The organism is Pseudaminobacter sp. Soil_N_29 (assembly GCF_057656055.1).
In genome coordinates this window covers 42,928-59,315 of record NZ_JBDGLC010000005.1, presented here as the reverse complement: position 1 = coordinate 59,315, position 16,388 = coordinate 42,928, and the positions used below count along the sequence as shown (strand labels likewise).

The 16,388-nt window shown below is 65.7% G+C and carries 15 protein-coding genes; 2 read left to right on the top strand and 13 right to left on the bottom strand.

All coding sequences use genetic code 11. The features are described from left to right. Positions 1 to 88: 88 nt before the first annotated feature. Genes AC3A4H_RS13070 through AC3A4H_RS13050 form a run of 5 tightly spaced genes read right to left on the bottom strand, consistent with a single transcriptional unit; the run spans position 89 to position 4,626 of the window. Positions 89 to 787: an ABC transporter ATP-binding protein gene (locus tag AC3A4H_RS13070; RefSeq protein WP_487767040.1), complete on the bottom strand. Its 699-nt coding sequence runs from the start codon at positions 785 to 787 to the stop codon at positions 89 to 91. Next, positions 787 to 1,533, bottom strand: a complete 747-nt coding sequence (locus AC3A4H_RS13065) for an ABC transporter ATP-binding protein (RefSeq protein ID WP_487767039.1) — start codon at positions 1,531 to 1,533, stop codon at positions 787 to 789. Before AC3A4H_RS13065 ends, AC3A4H_RS13070 begins: the two co-directional genes overlap by 1 nt. Further along, positions 1,530 to 2,549, bottom strand: a complete 1,020-nt coding sequence (locus AC3A4H_RS13060; protein WP_487767038.1) for a branched-chain amino acid ABC transporter permease — start codon at positions 2,547 to 2,549, stop codon at positions 1,530 to 1,532. The genes AC3A4H_RS13065 and AC3A4H_RS13060 overlap by 4 nt, the downstream gene beginning before the upstream one ends. Continuing rightward, positions 2,546 to 3,406, bottom strand: a complete 861-nt coding sequence (locus AC3A4H_RS13055; RefSeq protein ID WP_487767037.1) for a branched-chain amino acid ABC transporter permease — start codon at positions 3,404 to 3,406, stop codon at positions 2,546 to 2,548. Before AC3A4H_RS13055 ends, AC3A4H_RS13060 begins: the two co-directional genes overlap by 4 nt. 53 nt (positions 3,407 to 3,459) lie before the next feature. Then, positions 3,460 to 4,626, bottom strand: a complete 1,167-nt coding sequence (locus tag AC3A4H_RS13050; RefSeq protein WP_487767036.1) for an ABC transporter substrate-binding protein — start codon at positions 4,624 to 4,626, stop codon at positions 3,460 to 3,462. A gap of 463 nt (positions 4,627 to 5,089) precedes the next feature. Here AC3A4H_RS13050 and AC3A4H_RS13045 point away from each other — a divergent pair, with 463 nt between their 5' ends. Then, the gene (locus AC3A4H_RS13045; RefSeq protein ID WP_348779954.1) at positions 5,090 to 5,749 is read left to right on the top strand and encodes a peroxiredoxin; all 660 of its coding nucleotides are present in this window, start codon (positions 5,090 to 5,092) and stop codon (positions 5,747 to 5,749) included. Positions 5,750 to 5,791: 42 nt separating this feature from the next. Here AC3A4H_RS13045 and AC3A4H_RS13040 read toward each other — a convergent pair whose 3' ends face one another. The 6 genes from AC3A4H_RS13040 to AC3A4H_RS13015 form a co-directional block, all read right to left on the bottom strand. Then, a complete protein-coding gene (locus AC3A4H_RS13040) occupies positions 5,792 to 6,184 on the bottom strand; it encodes a phospholipid-binding protein (protein WP_487767035.1) in 393 nt (130 codons plus the stop codon). Between the two features lie 175 nt (positions 6,185 to 6,359). Beyond that, the gene (locus AC3A4H_RS13035; RefSeq protein WP_487767034.1) at positions 6,360 to 7,418 is read right to left on the bottom strand and encodes a quaternary amine ABC transporter ATP-binding protein; all 1,059 of its coding nucleotides are present in this window, start codon (positions 7,416 to 7,418) and stop codon (positions 6,360 to 6,362) included. Continuing rightward, positions 7,411 to 8,298 (bottom strand): ABC transporter permease, encoded by an 888-nt coding sequence (locus AC3A4H_RS13030; RefSeq protein WP_348779951.1) that lies wholly within the window; start codon positions 8,296 to 8,298, stop codon positions 7,411 to 7,413. Before AC3A4H_RS13030 ends, AC3A4H_RS13035 begins: the two co-directional genes overlap by 8 nt. Positions 8,299 to 8,400: 102 nt before the next feature. Then, on the bottom strand, positions 8,401 to 9,402 hold the full coding sequence (locus AC3A4H_RS13025; protein ID WP_487767033.1) for an ABC transporter substrate-binding protein: 1,002 nt from the start codon (positions 9,400 to 9,402) through the stop codon (positions 8,401 to 8,403). A 163-nt stretch (positions 9,403 to 9,565) separates the two neighbouring features. Further along, complete coding sequence (locus AC3A4H_RS13020; RefSeq protein WP_487767032.1) at positions 9,566 to 10,366, bottom strand: pyrroline-5-carboxylate reductase family protein; 801 nt, start codon at positions 10,364 to 10,366, stop codon at positions 9,566 to 9,568. Continuing rightward, complete coding sequence (locus AC3A4H_RS13015; RefSeq protein ID WP_487767305.1) at positions 10,363 to 11,022, bottom strand: TetR/AcrR family transcriptional regulator; 660 nt, start codon at positions 11,020 to 11,022, stop codon at positions 10,363 to 10,365. Before AC3A4H_RS13015 ends, AC3A4H_RS13020 begins: the two co-directional genes overlap by 4 nt. Positions 11,023 to 11,170: 148 nt before the next feature. On the opposite strand from AC3A4H_RS13015, the gene AC3A4H_RS13010 reads away from it, so the two are divergent. Further along, positions 11,171 to 13,198 carry an oxidoreductase gene (locus AC3A4H_RS13010; protein ID WP_487767031.1) on the top strand — a complete coding sequence of 676 codons (2,028 nt, stop codon included), beginning with the start codon at positions 11,171 to 11,173 and terminating at the stop codon, positions 13,196 to 13,198. Positions 13,199 to 13,248: 50 nt separating this feature from the next. On the opposite strand, the gene AC3A4H_RS13005 is transcribed toward AC3A4H_RS13010, so the two are convergent. Together AC3A4H_RS13005 and AC3A4H_RS13000 are read right to left on the bottom strand one after the other, a co-directional pair. Continuing rightward, a complete protein-coding gene (locus AC3A4H_RS13005; RefSeq protein WP_487767030.1) occupies positions 13,249 to 15,537 on the bottom strand; it encodes a heavy metal translocating P-type ATPase in 2,289 nt (762 codons plus the stop codon). Positions 15,538 to 15,560: 23 nt separating this feature from the next. Further along, positions 15,561 to 16,346, bottom strand: coding sequence for a DUF2189 domain-containing protein (locus tag AC3A4H_RS13000; protein WP_487767029.1), 786 nt, complete (start codon positions 16,344 to 16,346; stop codon positions 15,561 to 15,563). Positions 16,347 to 16,388: the final 42 nt, after the last annotated feature.

Here is a 16,388-nt window from a genome sequence, read left to right as displayed (position 1 = left end):
AACAAGTATGCGCAACGAAACGGAAGGTTTCAACAGTTTGCCGCCGTATTCGGAGAAACTGTTGAAACCGGGTCCTAGCCTTTCCCCCTCACACGCTCAGATGCGCGTCGAGCGTCTCGGGCGAGGCGAGCAGGGCGGCGGAGCTGTCGCGATAGGTAACCGCGCCGCGCTCCAGCACGATCACGTCGTCCGTCAGCGGCAGCACCTTGCGCGCCTTCTGCTCCACGATGATGGCCGACATGCCTTCCTCGGTGACGATGCGGCGCAGCGCGGCCAGCAGCTCGTCGACAATGATGGGGGCAAGCCCTTCCAATGGCTCGTCCAGCAGCAGGATTTTCGGGTTGAGCATCAGCGCGCGGGCAACTGCCAGCATCTGCTGCTCGCCGCCGGAAAGCTGGTTGCCGAGATTGCGCCGCCGTTCCTTCAGCCGCGGGAACATGCCGTAGACCCGCTCCACGTTCCACAGGCCGGGGCGGGCGGTGGCGGTCAGGTTTTCCTCCACCGTCAGCGAGCGGAAGATATTGCGCTCCTGCGGCACCCAGCCGATGCCCAGCGGCGCGCGCTGCTCGGCGCGCAGGCGGGTGATGTCTCGTCCAGCGAGGCGGATCGTGCCGGAATGATGGGTCGTCACGCCCGCGATCGTGTCCAGCAGCGTCGTCTTGCCGGCGCCGTTGCGGCCGAGCAAGGCCAGCGACCTGCCCTCCTTCAGCGTCAGGTCCACCCTGGCCAGCACGCGCGCCTCGCCATAGCCGGCCACCAGCCGTTCGATGCTGAGAAGCTCGGCCATCAGGCATCCTCCCCCAGATAGATTGCCTTCACCTGCGGGTCCTTCGAGATTTCGGCGACCGTGCCCTCGGCAAACAGCGCGCCGGCGGCCAGCACGGAGATCCGGTCGGCAAAGGAGAAGACCAGGTCCATGTCGTGCTCGATCAGCACCACGGTGACGTCGGAGGGCAGCTCCCGCACGATCGACAGCACCTCGTGGCGCTCCTCTTCCGGAACGCCAGCGGCGGGCTCGTCCAGCAGCAGCACCTTGGGCCGGGTGGCGACCGCCAGCGCGATCTCCAGCAGGCGCTGCTTGCCATAGGGCAGCAGCGTCGTGGCCGTGGCCATGGCGTCGGCCAGGCGGAACCGCTCCAGCAGCGTGGCCGCTTCCTCCGCCGCCGCCCTGTTGCGCGACAGCGGCCGCCAGGCGGCGCCGCTATGGCCTTCGCGCTGGCCGATCGCCAGCATCATAGATTCCAGCGGCGTGAAATCGCCGAACAGCTGGTTGATCTGGAAGGTGCGCGAAAGGCCGCGCCCGACGCGGGCATGTGCGGGCAGGCGGGTGATGTCCTCGCCGCCAAGCAGCACCTGGCCGGCCGAAGGATCCAGTGAGCCGGTCAGAAGGTTGATCAGCGTGGTCTTGCCGGCGCCATTGGGGCCTATCAGCGCGTGGCGCGCGCCCTGCCTGACGCGTAGCGACACGTCGTTGGTGGCGACGAAGCCGCCGAAACGCCTGACAAGGTTGCGGGTTTCGAGCGCGAAAGTCATCGGCCTTCCTCCGCCATTGCCTGCGTCTTGGCACGCCGGCTGCGCGCCGCGCCGGGCAGCAAGCCCTGCCAGCGCGTGAGGCGTTCGCGGCCCACCAGCACGATGACGATCAGGATCAGGCCGATCCAGAACATCCAGTATTGCGGCGTGATCACCGACAGCCAGTCGCGCAGCAGCGTGAAGATGACGGCTCCAAACACGCCGCCATAGAGGTAGCCGGTGCCGCCGATGACCAGCACGAGCAGCACATCGGCCGAGCGGTGGAAGGCGAGCACGTCCGGCGAGACGAAGCTGGTGGTCTGGGTCAGCAGCGCGCCTGCGATGCCGGCATAGACGGCGGCGACGGTATAGATGGCGACGATCTGGCGCGTGGGCGAAATGCCCAGCATGGATGCGCGCACCGGGTTGCGCTTGATCGCCTTCAGCGACAGGCCGAAGGGCGAGTTCACGATGCGGCGGGCAAGGAAGGTCAGCACCATCAGCACCGCCAGCACATAGATGTAGCCGGTGCGGCCCCACAGGTCGAATTCGAATATGCCGAGGATGGGCGTGATCATCACGCCCGAAAGTCCATCTGCGCCGCCGGTCAGCCAGCCGGCCTGGTTGGCCACTTCGGCCAGAAGCATGGCCACGCCGAACGTGGTCATCAGGCGGGTGAGGTCGGAGCCGCGCAGCACCAAAAAGCTGGTGGCAAAGCCGAACACGCCGCTCACCAGCCCTGCGGCGAGCAGGCCAGTCACCGGCTCGGTGACATAGTGGCGTGCAAGCAGGCCCGCCGTATATGCGCCAAGCCCGAAGAAGGCGGCATGGCCCAGCGAGACGATGCCGGCATAGCCGAGGATCAGGTCCAGCGAGACCGCGAACAGCGCCAGAATGGCGATCTCGGTCAGGATCAGCATCTTGGACGGCAGGAGGAAGATCATGGCCACGGCAACAAGCCACAGCGCAATCTCCCAAAGCTGCCAGCGGCCGCTGCGCTTGAGCAGCGAGACGGCGTTGTCGGTTGCGGAAGTCATCGGCCGCCCTCCCGTGCAAACAGCCCGTGCGGCCGGAAGATCAGCACCAGGACCATCACGGCGTAGATGATGAAGGCGCCAAGCTGCGGCACGTAATATTTGCCTGCAACATCGGCGATGCCCAGCAGCAATGCGGCCACGAAGGGCCCGGTGATGGAGGAGGTGCCGCCCACGGTAACGACGATCATGAAGTAGATGAGGAATTTCAGAGGAAAGTTGGGGTCGAGGCCGAGCAGGTCGGTGCCGAGCGCGCCGCCGAGCCCGGCGAGGCCGGAGCCGAGAGCAAAGGTCAGGGCGAAGATCACCGATATGTTGATGCCCAGGCCGCGCGCCACGCGCCCGTCATCCACCGCCGCGCGCAACTGGCTGCCGAAGCGGGTGCGGGTGAGAACGAGCTGAAGCACCACTGTCAGCACCGCGCAGAGCAGGATGATGAACAGCCGGTATCGCCCGATGCTGATGCCGAGGAAATCGAAGCGGCCGCGCAGTTCGGCCGGCAGGTTGATGAGCTGCTGCTGGCCGCCCATGAAATAGTCGATTGCCGCGATCGACATGAAGACGAGCCCGATCGAGAACAGCACCTGGTCGAGATGCGAGGCCTTGTAGAGGTGCCGGTAGAGCGTCCGCTCCAGCACCACCCCTACCAATGCGGTCACGAGAAAGGCCGCCGGCAGGCACCAGTAGAAGGAGATGCCGTAGCGGTTCATCATGATGACGGTGGTGTAGCCGCCCGCCATGGCAAAGGCGCCATGCGCCAGGTTGACGAAGTTCATCAGGCCCAGCGTGATCGACAGGCCGCAGGCAAGGACGAAGAGAAGCATCCCATAGGCGATGCCGTCGAACAGGATTGTCAGCATGGTCGCTCGCTGTTGCGCGCGGGCCGGAAGTTGTCCGGCCCGCGCCTGTGCACCTAGTTGGCGACGTTCGGGTCGCGGATCTTCTCATAGGTGGCGAACTCGACATTGTAGAGCTCGCCGTCCACCTGCTTGACCTCGCGGATGTAGATGTCCTGGACGATGTCGCGCGTGGCCGGGTCGATGGAAATGGGGCCGCGCGGGCTGGTCCACTCCATGCCCTTCATGGCCTCCACCAGCTTGCCGCCGTCGGTGTCGCCGCCGGTCTTTTCCAGCGCGGCATAGGCCAGGTGCATGGCGTCGTAGCCGCCGACCGACATGAAGTTGGGCCGCATGTTGTTGTTGGCCTTGCGCACCTCTTCCACATAGGCCTTGTTTTCCGGGCTGTCATGCGCGGCCGAGTAGAAATGGCCGGTGATGACGCCAAGCGCCGGCTCGCCGATGCCGTTCAGCAGGTCGTCGTCGGTCACGTCGCCGGTGGCGATCAGCTTGATGCCGGCTTCGGCCAGGCCGCGATCGGCGAACTGCTTCATGAACAGAGAGCCCACGCCCGAAGGCACGAAGACGAAGATCGCGTCAGGCTTGGCATCGCGCACGCGCTGCAGGAAGGGCGCGAAATCCGGGTTCTGCAGCGGCACGCGAACCGCCTCGACGATTTCGCCGCCTTCCTGCTTGAACTGGTCGGTGAAGCCCTTTTCGATGTCGTGGCCGGGGCCGTAGTCCGACACCAGGGTCACTACGCGCTTGAGCCCGTTTTCCACCGCCCAGGTTGCCATCGGCACCGGCGACTGCGGCCCGGCCATGGAGGTGCGGACGAAATAGTCCGACTGCTGCATGATGCTGGAGGTGGTCGCCGAGGTGATGAGCGCGGGGATCTTCGCCTGGTTGAGCACCGGCGCCACAGCCATGGCGAGCGGCGTCAGGCCGAAGCCCATCAGCATGGAAACGCCGTCGTTCACCACCAGCTCCTGCGCGATTCGGCGGGTCTGGTCGGCAGTGCCGGCGTCGTCGCGCAGAACGATCTCGACCTTCTTGCCCGCGGCCTCTTCGCCATGCAGGGCCATGTATGCACGAACGCCGGCCTCGACCTGGCGTCCCGTCGAGGCAAAAGGCCCCGTCATCGGCAGGACAAGTCCAATCTTCACCACGTCCTGCGCGAAGGCGGGCGTGGCGGCAAGCAGCGACAGCGCTGTGCCGGCAATGAACAGTCTTCTGGTAATCATGTATACTCCTCCCTTTGATGCGCCCCGCCTCGTCCTCCCGGGAAAGGCCTAGCAACTAGGCCATTTTCGTCGCTCCCCTGACGAAAAGGCGGCAAGCGTGCAAACCGAACATCCGTCGTGATGTATACATATATATCGCACTCGCACAAGCGAGCTTCGACAATCGGAAGGGGAAGAGTGAAAATCGCATCCTCTTTGCGCGCCGGCGGCGAAGCCGTTTCGCACGGGGCAGGTTCGGCCCCGTCGGGGAGCGATGCCGAAGCCATGCAGGCCCTGGGCGTCACCGGGTCCGAATCGCCTTGCCGGGCTGCGGACGAAGTTCACACCGTAGCAGCCGCGCCAGCCGCTGCCACGCGCGCAAGGGCACGGCCTGACAGTCGTCCTCTCCGCATCCCTCTTCGGACGCGCGATGGTTTGGGGTATGATGGGGCGTTTTTCGCCGACTGTCATAAGGAGCGACGCAATGGGCCTTCGTATCAATGATATCGCGCCAGACTTCACCGCCGAAACCACCAAGGGCACGATCCATTTCCACGAATGGATCGACGATGGCTACGCGGTGCTGTTCTCGCATCCGAAGAACTTCACGCCTGTCTGCACCACGGAACTCGGCGCGATGGCCGGCCTCGCTGACGAGTTCGCGAAGCGCAATGCCAAGATCCTCGGCATTTCGGTCGATCCGGTAGAGAGCCACCACAAGTGGAAGGACGATATCCGCACCGCGACCGGCTTCGCGGTCGACTATCCGCTGATCGGCGACCGCGACCTGAAGGTCGCCAAGCTCTACGACATGCTGCCGGCGGAGGCAGGCGACACTTCGGAAGGGCGCACGCCGGCCGACAACGCCACGGTGCGTTCGGTGTTCATCATCGGCCCCGACAAGCGGATCAAGCTGGTGCTGACCTATCCGATGACCACGGGACGCAATTTCGCTGAGATCCTGCGGGCGCTCGATTCCATCCAGCTCACCGCCAAGCATCAGGTGGCGACGCCGGCCGACTGGAAGCCGGGCGAGGATGTGATCATCACCGCCGCCGTATCCGACGACGAGGCGATCAAGCGCTTTGGCGCCTTCGACAGGATCCTGCCCTATCTGCGCAAGACCAAGCAGCCTCAGCTCTGAACTCATGCGGCCTCGCCTCGCCGCGAGGTCGCAGCCGATGCCCTATTGGTGAAAGTCGCGGCTGGCCGTCGCCGTGGCCAGCGCCTTTCCTTGTCCGTCCAGCGCCTTGACCGTGAAGACATAGGAATGCGAACCCGAAGGCGGGCAGGGGCCCTTGTATCTGAACGCGCCGTAGGGCAGCGACGACTGCCCCTTATAGGCAACCCTGCCGCCGCCATGGTGGAAACCGGGCGCGTTGCGGTCGGTCATCTGGAAGTCCAGGCTGGCCGTGCCTTCCGGCACGCCGGAGAGCTTGAATGGCGGCGAGTTGACGTCAAAACATTTTTTCGTCGGGCCCCAGTCGAAATTGACGCGCATCTCCGCATGGGCGGCTGCGGTCAGCCCGGCAAGGATCGAGCATGCCAGCATCAGGCGCATGGTTTCGGCTCCTTTCATCTGCTCCGCCGGCGCAGAGAGCCGCGCAACGGCCTTGAGCGGAGAAATAGCGCATGCGCCCGGCGCGGCAGCCCGGACCGCGCGTGAAAAGAGGCTGGTTAAAGTTTTTGGGCCCGGCGGCAGATAGCGGGGCTTGCCGGAGCGGGGAGGGCGGCGGCTGCCCTCCCTTAGCCTGTCAGGCCCTGGCCTCGCCGGCGGCAGGGGTGACCATGGCGGAGACGATGCGCTGCAGGTCCACGGTGCCGATCTGCGCACCGCTCTGGTCGACGATCGAGAGCTGCTGCTGTCCGGCCGTGGCCAGCAGTGTGGCGGCTTCGTCCAGCGTCGCTTCGGCGGAAGTCTGGATAGGCGCCAGCGGCGTTTCGCCATTGGCAGGCTGCATGATCGCATTGACCCTGATCACCCGCCCGCGGTTCACTTCCTTCACGAAGTTGGCGATGTAGCCGTCGGCCGGGTTCAGCACGATGTCCTGGGCGGTGCCCTGCTGGATCACCTCGCCGTCGCGCAGGATCGCCACCCGGTCGCCCAGGCGCAGCGCCTCGTCGAGATCGTGGGTGATGAAGACGATGGTCTTCTTGATCTCTTTTTGCAGATCGAGAAGCACCGTCTGCATGTCCATGCGGATGAGGGGGTCGAGCGCGGAAAAAGCCTCGTCCATCAGCAGGATCGGCGCATCGTTGGTCAGCGCGCGGGCCAGCCCCACGCGTTGCTGCATGCCGCCCGAAAGCTGGTTCGGATACTTCTTCTCAAAACCCTTCAGCCCCACGCGCTCGATCCAGCGCATGGCCTGCTCCACCTGCCTGGCGCGCGGCACGCCCTGGATCTCCAGCCCGTAGACGGTGTTTTCCAGCACGTTGCGGTGCGGCAGCAGGGCGAATTTCTGGAACACCATCGCCGTCTTGTGGCGGCGGAATTCCTGCAGTTCGCGCGGGTTCATCTTCACCACGTCTGCGCCGCCGACGATCACTTCGCCGGAGGTCGGGTCGATCAGCCGGTTGATGTGGCGGATCAGCGTCGACTTGCCCGAGCCCGAAAGGCCCATGATGACGAAGATGCCGCCGCCGGGCATCTCGATGTTGATGTTCTTCAGGCCGAGCACATGGCCGTGCTTCTGGTTCAGCTCGGCCTTGCTCATGCCCTGCTTGACGAGATCGACATAGGCCGCGGCGTTGTGGCCGAAGATCTTGTACAGGTTGCGGATGCTGATGCCGCTGCCTTGCTGCGCCTCAGCCATGAACCACCTCCAGGTGCCTTTGCAGCCGCTTGCCATAGGCCTGGCTGACGCGGTCGAAGATGATGGCGATGCCCACGATGGCCATGCCGTTGAAAATGCCGAGCGTGAAATACTGGTTGGCGATGGCCTTCAGCACCGGCTGGCCCAGCCCCTGCACGCCGATCATGGATGCGATCACCACCATGGCCAGCGCCATCATGATGGTCTGGTTGATGCCGGCCATGATGGTCGGCAGCGCCAGCGGCAGCTGCACGTTCTTCAGCTTCTGCCAGCTCGAGGAGCCGAAGGCGTCGGCCGCCTCGAGCACGTCGCGATCGACCTGGCGGATGCCGAGATTGGTCAGGCGTATCATGGGCGGAATGGCATAGATGACGACCGCGATCAGCCCCGGCACCTTGCCGATGCCCAGCAGCATGACCACGGGAATGAGATAGACGAAGCTCGGCATGGTCTGCATCACGTCGAGGATCGGGCTTATCCAGCTCTGCAGCCGGTCCGAGCGCGACATGGCGATGCCGATGGGAATGCCCAGCACGATCGACAGCACGGTGCAGACGAAGATCATCGAGATGGTCTTCATCGTGTCGTCCCACATGTCGAAGAAGCCGATGATCAGCAGCGTGACGACCGCGCCGGCAACGATCTTCCAGCTGCGGGTGGCGATCCAGGCAATGGCGGCGATCAGCAGCAGGATGATCGGCCACGGCGTCAGGGTCATGAACCGCTCGGACTGGATCAGGAAATACTGCAGCGGCTGGAAGAAAGCCTCGATCCCGCCGCCATAGGCGCGGGTGAAAGCGCGGAAGCTCTCGTCGATGCTCTTCTTCAGAAGGCGCAGCGTGTCATCGTTCAAATGCGGAAATCTTGTCAGCCAATCCATCGATTCCCCTTTCCCGCCAGGCGGCTCGTGTTTTCTTGTTGGGCGCGGCAAAACGCGTCGGCGGCGCGCAACTGGGCGCGCCGCCGCGGTTGTTCCGGCCGGTTACTGAACCGAAGCCTTCACCTTCTCTGCGACCTCGGGCGAGACCCACTTGGCCCAGATGTCTTCGTTGTTCTTGAGGAAGTACTTCGCGCCTTCCTCGCCGGTGGCCTGGTTGTCACCCATCCAGGCGAGCAGCTTGTTGACGGTGTCGTTCGACCAGCTGCGGGCCTTGAGGTAGTCCATGACCGGGCCGGCGCGCTCGGCGAAGCCGGTGGTCACCAGGGTCTGCACGCGGTCCTTGGGCCATTCGTTGCGCTTCGGATCCGGGCAGTCGGCCACGGTGTTGCAGCGCTTCCACTCTTCGGCATCGAAGGGCACGCCGTATTCCAGCTTGACCATGTCGTACTTGCCGAGCAGCGCGGTCGGCGCCCAGTAGTAGCCCATCCAGCCTTCCTGGCGCTCATAGGCCTTGGCGACCGAGCCGTCGAGGCCGGCAGCCGAGCCGGTGTCGATCAGCAGGAAGCCGGCATTCTCGGCCTCATAGGCCTTGAAGAGCTGGGTGGTCACCAGCGTGCCGCCCCAACCCTGGGGTCCGTTGAAGACGGCGCCCTTGGACGAGTCTTCCGGCGCCGGGAACAGCTCCGGGTGCTTCAGGGCGTCGTCGATGGTCTTGATGTCGGGATGGGCGTCGATGATGTATTTGGGCACCCACCAGCCCTGCACGGCGCCATCGGAAAGGGCGTCGACGGTGGAGATCAGCTTGTTTTCGGCAATGCCGCGCTCGACGACCTCCGGCAGCAGGTCGATCCAGCCTTCCGGAGCGATGTCGGGCTGGCCCTTCTCGGTCATCGAAGTGAAGGTCGGAACCGTGTCGCCAACGACGAGCTCGGCGTCGCAGCCATAGCCGGCATTGAGAATGAGCTTGTCGATACTGGCAAGCACTTCGGCCGACTGCCAGTTCATGTTGGCGATAGTCACCGAGCCGCATTCGGCAGCGTTCGCGGTTCCGCTGAATGCCATCAGGCCGAGGGCCAGCGCGGTGGACGCAAGAAGTCTGTTCATACTCTCTCCCCAAATTGCGGTGTCTGGAAACAGGAGTGACGGACGACACCGCATCCACCGCCGCTCCCGAAACGGGGCCTGCGCCAGGCGCCGGCCACATCCCAAATCCTCAAGCCGACACAGTCGCACAGGCACCTCCCTTGCGACTTGCATCGACTGCTCCTCACTGAACCCGCGACATTGCGACGGCAGCGCTTTCGGCTGCGTCTAGCCCGGCTCGGACGGCTTCCACGAAGCCGCCGTCGATCATTCCCTTCAACCCCGCCGCTGTGGTGCCCTGATAGTCCAGGAACACGCGCACGGTCTCCTCGGGGCAAATATTCTGGCCTGCAAGCAGCTGGCTGGCTCCCGTAATGACGGCCTCCACCGCCCTTTTTGCGACGTCCTCCGGCAGTCCCCGTTCCAGCGCATGGCCCAACATCGCGTGGGCGAGCAAAGCGGGAAAGGCTGGGCCGGAACCCGACAGGCCGGTCAGATAGTCGATTTCGGCCTCGCAAGACAACTCGTCGGCCATGCCGCATGTCTCGAAAAGCTGCTGCACCAGTTCCCTTTCCGCGGCGCTCACCGCCTGGGAGGCAAACCAGGGCGTATAGGAGCGGCGGATTTCTGCCCCCGCATTGGGCATCGCCCTGACGATTCGGTCGGCTCCGGTGCTTGCGGCCAGTTCGGCCATGGAAACGCCGGCCATCACCGAAATCAGCAGCTTGCCTGCCGCATCGATCTCGACAGCCCGAAACTGCTCCGGCCTGACCGACAGGATGACGATGTCGGCGCGCGCCGCGAGTTCCCGGTTGTCGGCAGTGATTTCGACCCTGGGCCAGCCGGCGAGACCCTCGGCCTTCGGCGCGCGGCTCGACAGGATCAGGCGGGAGGGGTGCGTGAAGCCGGTATCCAGCATGGCAAGCGCCATCGAGCGCCCAAGCCATCCGGTGCCGCCAATGACGCCGATGGTAGGCTGGCTCATTGCGCCGCGCCCCCGCTCGCTTCCGGCGCCTGGACGAAGCCGTGCCTGGCGCAGAAGCGCACCATTTCGCTTGGCGTCGGCATCTGCCCGGTGAAAATTTCCACATATTTGGGAATACGTGCCATGCGGGTGGCCAGCGTCTCCTCGGTCTTCATCGAGATATAGCCGATCTGGGTCAGGTAGATCGTGCGCGCCCGCACGTCGGCGGCGAAGGGCTCGAAGCCGAAGCGCACGAACATCGCCTGCAGGGCCTGGAGCCGCGCTGTGTCGGCGGCGTCGATCTCCCTGGCCACGTCGGCAGACTGCTGCGCCCAGCTGCGGACCGCGAATTCGAAGCGGGAATCGAACAGCTGCGGATCAAGCCAGCAGTCGAACACGTTGAGGATCGCTTCGGCGATGCTTTCGGCGTAGCTTTCCGTGCGCTTGATGAGATTGCCGGTGTTCTTATCCCGCCACAGGTCGACGAGGGCTGCCAGCAGCGCCTCGCGGTCGGCGAAGAACCAGTAGAAGCTGGTGCGCGAAAGCTTCAGCCGCTTCGACAGGGGCAGCACGCGCACCGCGTCCACGCCGGCCTCCACCAAGCTTTCATAGGCTGCTTCGAGCCACCCCTCGCGTGACCCGCGCCATCCCGTTTCGCCAAGCTTCTCCTGCTCCATGCGGCGACCATATGCGGCGGCAGGCGGCGATGCAACCGGAATGTACGGCAGTGTCGACAAAATGAACACCTATGTACATTCCTTCTGGACAGTCATGTACATTTCTTCTAGCGTAAGCTTCGGCACTTTTGTCCTCGGAGCATGATGGATGTCGAACGACCCGCTTCTGCAGCCATATCGGCTGAAGCATCTCACCCTGAAAAACCGGATCATGACCACCTCGCACGAGCCTGCCTATCCGGAGGACGGCATGCCCAAGGCGCGCTACCGCGCCTATCATGCCGAGCGGGCCAAGGCCGGCATCGCGCTGACCATGACGGCCGGTTCGGCCTCCGTCGCCCGCGACAGCCCGCCGGTTTTCAACAACGTCCTTGCCTACAAGGACGAGGTGGTGCCGTGGATGAAGGACGTGGTCGACGCCTGCCATGAGCATGGCGCGGCGGTGATGATCCAGCTCACCCATCTCGGCCGGCGCACCCGCTGGGATAAGGCCGACTGGCTGCCCGTGGTCTCGCCCTCGCACCGGCGCGAGGCCGCGCACCGGGCCTTCCCCAAGAAGCTCGAGGATTGGGATATCGAGCGCATCATCAAGGACTATGCCGACGCCGCCGAGCGCATGAAGGCGGCCGGCCTCGACGGCATCGAGCTTCAGGCCTATGGCCATCTGATGGACCAGTTCTGGTCGCCGCTCACCAACGATCTCGACGGCCCCTATGGCGGCTCGCTCGAAAACCGCCTGCGCTTCACCTTCGACGTGCTGGCCGCCGTGCGCGAGCGCGTCGGGCCGGAATTCATCGTCGGCGTCCGCTACACCGCCGACGAGGATCTCGAGGGCGGCCTGACCCGCGAGGACGGGCTGGAGATTTCCCGCCGCTTCAAGTCGTCCGGCATGGTCGACTTCCTCAACATCATCCGCGGCCACATCGACACCGATGCGGGGCTGACCGACGTCATTCCCATCCAGGGCATGCCCAGCGCGCCGCATCTCGATTTCGCCGGCGAGGTGCGCACTGAGACCGGCATGCCCACCTTCCACGCCGCGCGCATCCCCGACGTGGCGACGGCGCGCCACGCCATCGCCTCGGGCAAGCTCGACATGGTCGGCATGACGCGGGCGCACATGACCGACCCCCACATCGTGCGCAAGATCATGGAAGGCCGCGAGGACGACATTCGCCCCTGCGTGGGCGCCAATTACTGCCTCGACCGCATCTATCAGGGCGGCTCGGCCTATTGCATCCACAATCCCGCCACCGGCCGCGAACTGACCATGCCGCACGACATTCCGGCGGCCAAGGTCAAGCGCAAGGTGGTGATCGTCGGCGCCGGCCCGGCCGGGCTGGAGGCCGCGCGTGTCTCGGCCGAACGCGGCCACGAGGTGGTGGTGTTCGAGGCTTCCCCGCATCATGGCGGCCAGGTGCGGCTCACCGCCCGCACCCAGCGCCGGCAGGAGATGATCGGCATCGTCGACTGGCGCATGGCGCAGTGCACGGCCAAGGGCGTCACCTTCCGCTTCAACACATGGGCCGAGGCCGACGACGTTCTGGCCGAAAAGCCGGGCGTGGTCATCATTGCCACCGGCGGCTATCCGCACACCGAGGTTCTTTCGGAGGGTAACGATCTCGTCGTCTCCACCTGGGACATTCTCTCAGGCGACGTGAAGCCGGGTTCGAACGTGCTGCTGTTCGACGATGCGGGCGACAACGCCGCGCTGCAGGCCGCCGAGGTGATCGCCAAATCCGGTGCGAAGCTGGAGGTCATGACGCCCGACCGCGCTTTCGCGCCCGAGGTCATGGCCATGAACCTGGTGCCCTATATGCGCAGCCTGCAGAAGCTCGACGTCACCTTCACCGTCACCTTCCGCCTCGACAAGGTCGTCAGGCAAGGCAACGAGCTGGTCGCCTCCATCGGCAGCGATTATGGCGGCGTGGACAAGGAGCGCCGGGTGGATCAGGTCGTGGTCAACCACGGCACCATCCCCATGGACGACCTCTATTTTGCGCTGAAGCCGCAATCGAGTAACCGCGGCGCGGTCGACTACAAGCGCCTCATCGCCGGCGAACCGCAGCAGGTGGCGGGCGAGGGGTTCCAGCTCTTCCGCATCGGCGACGCGGTTTCGGCCCGAAACACACATGCGGCGATCTATGATGCGCTGAGGCTGGCCAAGGATATTTGACTCCCAAGACGGGCCGGGCAGCCTTTGGCGCCCGGCCCGCCGCAGCCTGCTCAGCCACGTGCCGACGGCGCTTCCGCAACCGGCCGGGCCGCCTTGCCCAGACTTCTCACATCGGCTTTCCGGCCTCCGCCGCCGGCAAGCCGCATCGCATTTGCCACCACCACCAGCGATGAAGCGGACATGGCGATGGCCGCGATCAGCGGCGTGACATAGCCCAGCACCGCCACGGGAATGGCCAAGGCGTTGTAGGCGGCGGCAAAAGCAAAATTCTGGCGCACCAGCGAGCCTGCCTTGCGCGAAACCGTGATCGCCTCCGGCACTGCCGTCAGGCTCTCATGCAGGAACACGAAGTCGGCCGCGTTGCGGCCTATGTCGGCTGCGGTCGCCGGGGCCATGGAAACATCGGCCGCCGTTAGCGCCGGCGCGTCGTTGAGGCCGTCGCCGACCATCAGCACCTTGCGCCCGGCCTGGCGCAGCTGCTCGATGCGCGCAACCTTCTGCGACGGCAGAAGGCCGGCCTCGAACCGCTCGATGCCTAGCGCCTCCGCCATTGCCGCGACCGCGCCGTGCCGGTCGCCCGACAGGATTTCCAGTTCCAGCCCCTGCTCCCGCAGGCCGGAAACCGCTGTCTGCGCCCCGTTGCGCAAGCTGTCGCGGAACAGGAAACGGGCAATCGCCGCGCCGTCGCGGGAAAGCACCGAGGCGCTGTCCGCCTCGTCTCGGCTTTCCGCGCCTGTCGCCCAGTCCTCTCGGCCGAGGCGATAGACGTTTTCCCCCATGGTGCCTTCCAGCCCGAGGCCGGGGTGTTCGCGGATCGTGTCGAAGGCCGGCGCCTCCAGCCGCCTTGCCAGCGCGGCGGCAAGAATGGCGACCGCGAAAGGGTGCCTTGAATTGGCGGCGAGGCCGGCCGCGGCTGCAAGCGCTGCCGGCTCCAGCGCTTCGGCCTCCGTCAGCCGCGGCTTGCCCGCCGTCAGGGTTCCGGTCTTGTCGAAGACCACCGTGTCGGCCCGCTCCAGCCGCTCCAGTGCTGCGCCGTCCTTGACCATGATGCCGCCTTCGTAGAGGCGCCGCGCGGCCATGACCTGCACGATGGGCACGGCGAGCCCCAGCGCGCAGGGGCAAGTGATAATGAGCACCGCAATGGCGATGGTGGCGGCGGAATGCCAGTCGCCGCCCGCCGCCAGCCGCACCGCGAAGGTCGCCAGCGCAATCGTGTGCACCACCGGCGCATAGAGCGCGGCCGCGCGGTCGGCCAGGCGGCGATAGCGGGCGCGGCCGCCCTCGGCCGCCTCCATCAGGCGTATCATCTCGGCCAGGAAGGAGTTTTGCGCGCTTGCCGTGGCCGTCACCGCCAGCGGGCCGGTGAGGTTGAGCAGCCCCGCCTGCACCGCCATGCCGGGCTCGAAACGGCGGGGGGCCGCTTCGCCCGTCACCAGCGAGCAGTCCAGTTCGGATTGTCCCTGCTTCACGATGCCGTCCAGCGGCACCCTGTCGCCCGGCGCCACCAGCACGGTCTGGCCGGGCTCGATGTTTTCCACCGCCAGGTAATGGCGCGCGCCGTCGCCGGCGAGAATGATTGCGCCGCGCGGCGAAAGGCGGGCCAGCCCCGCCACGGCCGAGCGCGCCCTCTCGCGCATGACATGGTCGAGCGTGCGGCCCACAAGCAGGAAGAACAGCAGCGTGGTGGCTGCGTCGAAATAGGCGTAGCGGGCGTTGTGGAGCGTGTCGTAAAGGCTGAGGCCAAAGGCCAGGAGGACGCCGACCGAGATCGGAACGTCCATGTTGGTGCGCCCGCGCCGCAGCGCCGACCATGCCGAGGCATAGAACACCCGCCCCGAATAGATGATCGCCGGCAGCGCCAGCCCGGCGGAAATCCAGTGGAAGAAATGCCGCGTGGCTTCGTCCGCGCCCGCCCACACCGAAACCGAATAGAGCATGATGTTCATCGCCGAGAAGCCGGCGACGGCCAGCGCCCTGACGAGGCGGCCAAGCTCGGGGTCCTTCGCGCCGGCCTCCGCGCCGAAGGGATAGGCCTCGTAGCCCATGGCGCCCAGCGTGCCGATCAGGTCGGGCGGCCGGCCCTCCTTCGGTGTCCAGTCCACCGTCAGGCGCCGCGTGGAAAGGTTGACGCGGGCGCGGGCCACGCCGGGCAGTCCGCGCGCCGCCTTCTCGACCCTCGCGATGCAGGCCGCGCAGTGTATCCCCGGCACCGAAAGTTCGCTCTGCCAGGTGCCGCCGCCAAGGTCGCGGCTGGCGAGCAGCAGTTCCTCCGCGCCTGCGGCCGCGGGGCCTGCTTGCACGGCCGGTGTCGCCTTCACGTCGGGGGCGTGGCAGCTCATCTCGGCTCCCCGCGCGTTCACAGTCAACGAATGGCCTTGTAGGCGTGCCAGGTGGCGTGCCCCAAAAGCGGAAACACCACGATCAGCCCCACCATGGCGGGCAGCAGCGCTACAACCGTCAGCACCAGCACGATCGCGCCCCATACGATCATCACCGGCAGGTTGTTCCACACCAGCGAGATGCTCGTGCCCATGGCGGTGAAGGCGTCCGTGCGTTCGTTGAGCAGCATCGGCACCGAAAAGGCGCTGATGGCGAAGGAAAATGCCGCGAACACGCCGCCGACCACCGTGCCGGTGATCAGCATCGCCCAGCCGATGCCGGTGGTGAACAGCATCGGCGCGATGTGGTCGATGCCGGGGAAGGGGCGCAAGCCGAAGAACAGCGCATAGATGATGACGGCCGCCCGCATCCAGAGCAGCATCAGCCCGCACATGATGACCCCGGTGAACAGCACCTGCGCGCCGGATTTGGGACGCACGAAGAGCATGTTCCGCAGCGAAACGGGCTCGCCCGCTTCCAGCCTGCGGCTTTTCTCGTAGAGGCCGATCGCAATCAGCGGGCCCACCACCATGAAGCCGGCCAGCGCGGGAAACAGTATGTAGTCGAGCTCCAGGGAGAACAGCCCGGCCACGATCAGCGCCGAGATCGCGAACACCGCCAGGCCGTAGGCCAGGCTTGCGCCTGCATCGGGGATGAGATCCCGCCAGCCGGCGTGCAGCCAGCCGAAGGCGGCCGTGGCCGGCAGGCCCTTGTTGCGCGTCGGCGGCGTTGCGGCCACTTGCCCCTGGGCCAGATCAGCAGTTCCCATAGCGATGGTCCTTTCCGTCTGCTCCTTTGCCCTTCATGTCGC

What these genes read in the sequence shown, in the direction of transcription:
- AC3A4H_RS13070 (WP_487767040.1), bottom strand. Translation starts at nt 787, where the DNA reads ATGGCCGAGCTTCTCAGCATCGAACGGCTGGTGGCCGGCTATGGCGAG.
- AC3A4H_RS13065 (WP_487767039.1), bottom strand. Translation starts at nt 1,533, where the DNA reads ATGACTTTCGCGCTCGAAACCCGCAACCTTGTCAGGCGTTTCGGCGGC.
- AC3A4H_RS13060 (WP_487767038.1), bottom strand. Translation starts at nt 2,549, where the DNA reads ATGACTTCCGCAACCGACAACGCCGTCTCGCTGCTCAAGCGCAGCGGC.
- AC3A4H_RS13055 (WP_487767037.1), bottom strand. Translation starts at nt 3,406, where the DNA reads ATGCTGACAATCCTGTTCGACGGCATCGCCTATGGGATGCTTCTCTTC.
- AC3A4H_RS13050 (WP_487767036.1), bottom strand. Translation starts at nt 4,626, where the DNA reads ATGATTACCAGAAGACTGTTCATTGCCGGCACAGCGCTGTCGCTGCTT.
- AC3A4H_RS13045 (WP_348779954.1), top strand. Translation starts at nt 5,090, where the DNA reads ATGGGCCTTCGTATCAATGATATCGCGCCAGACTTCACCGCCGAAACC.
- AC3A4H_RS13040 (WP_487767035.1), bottom strand. Translation starts at nt 6,184, where the DNA reads ATGAAAGGAGCCGAAACCATGCGCCTGATGCTGGCATGCTCGATCCTT.
- AC3A4H_RS13035 (WP_487767034.1), bottom strand. Translation starts at nt 7,418, where the DNA reads ATGGCTGAGGCGCAGCAAGGCAGCGGCATCAGCATCCGCAACCTGTAC.
- AC3A4H_RS13030 (WP_348779951.1), bottom strand. Translation starts at nt 8,298, where the DNA reads ATGGATTGGCTGACAAGATTTCCGCATTTGAACGATGACACGCTGCGC.
- AC3A4H_RS13025 (WP_487767033.1), bottom strand. Translation starts at nt 9,402, where the DNA reads ATGAACAGACTTCTTGCGTCCACCGCGCTGGCCCTCGGCCTGATGGCA.
- AC3A4H_RS13020 (WP_487767032.1), bottom strand. Translation starts at nt 10,366, where the DNA reads ATGAGCCAGCCTACCATCGGCGTCATTGGCGGCACCGGATGGCTTGGG.
- AC3A4H_RS13015 (WP_487767305.1), bottom strand. Translation starts at nt 11,022, where the DNA reads ATGGAGCAGGAGAAGCTTGGCGAAACGGGATGGCGCGGGTCACGCGAG.
- AC3A4H_RS13010 (WP_487767031.1), top strand. Translation starts at nt 11,171, where the DNA reads ATGTCGAACGACCCGCTTCTGCAGCCATATCGGCTGAAGCATCTCACC.
- AC3A4H_RS13005 (WP_487767030.1), bottom strand. Translation starts at nt 15,537, where the DNA reads ATGAGCTGCCACGCCCCCGACGTGAAGGCGACACCGGCCGTGCAAGCA.
- AC3A4H_RS13000 (WP_487767029.1), bottom strand. Translation starts at nt 16,346, where the DNA reads ATGGGAACTGCTGATCTGGCCCAGGGGCAAGTGGCCGCAACGCCGCCG.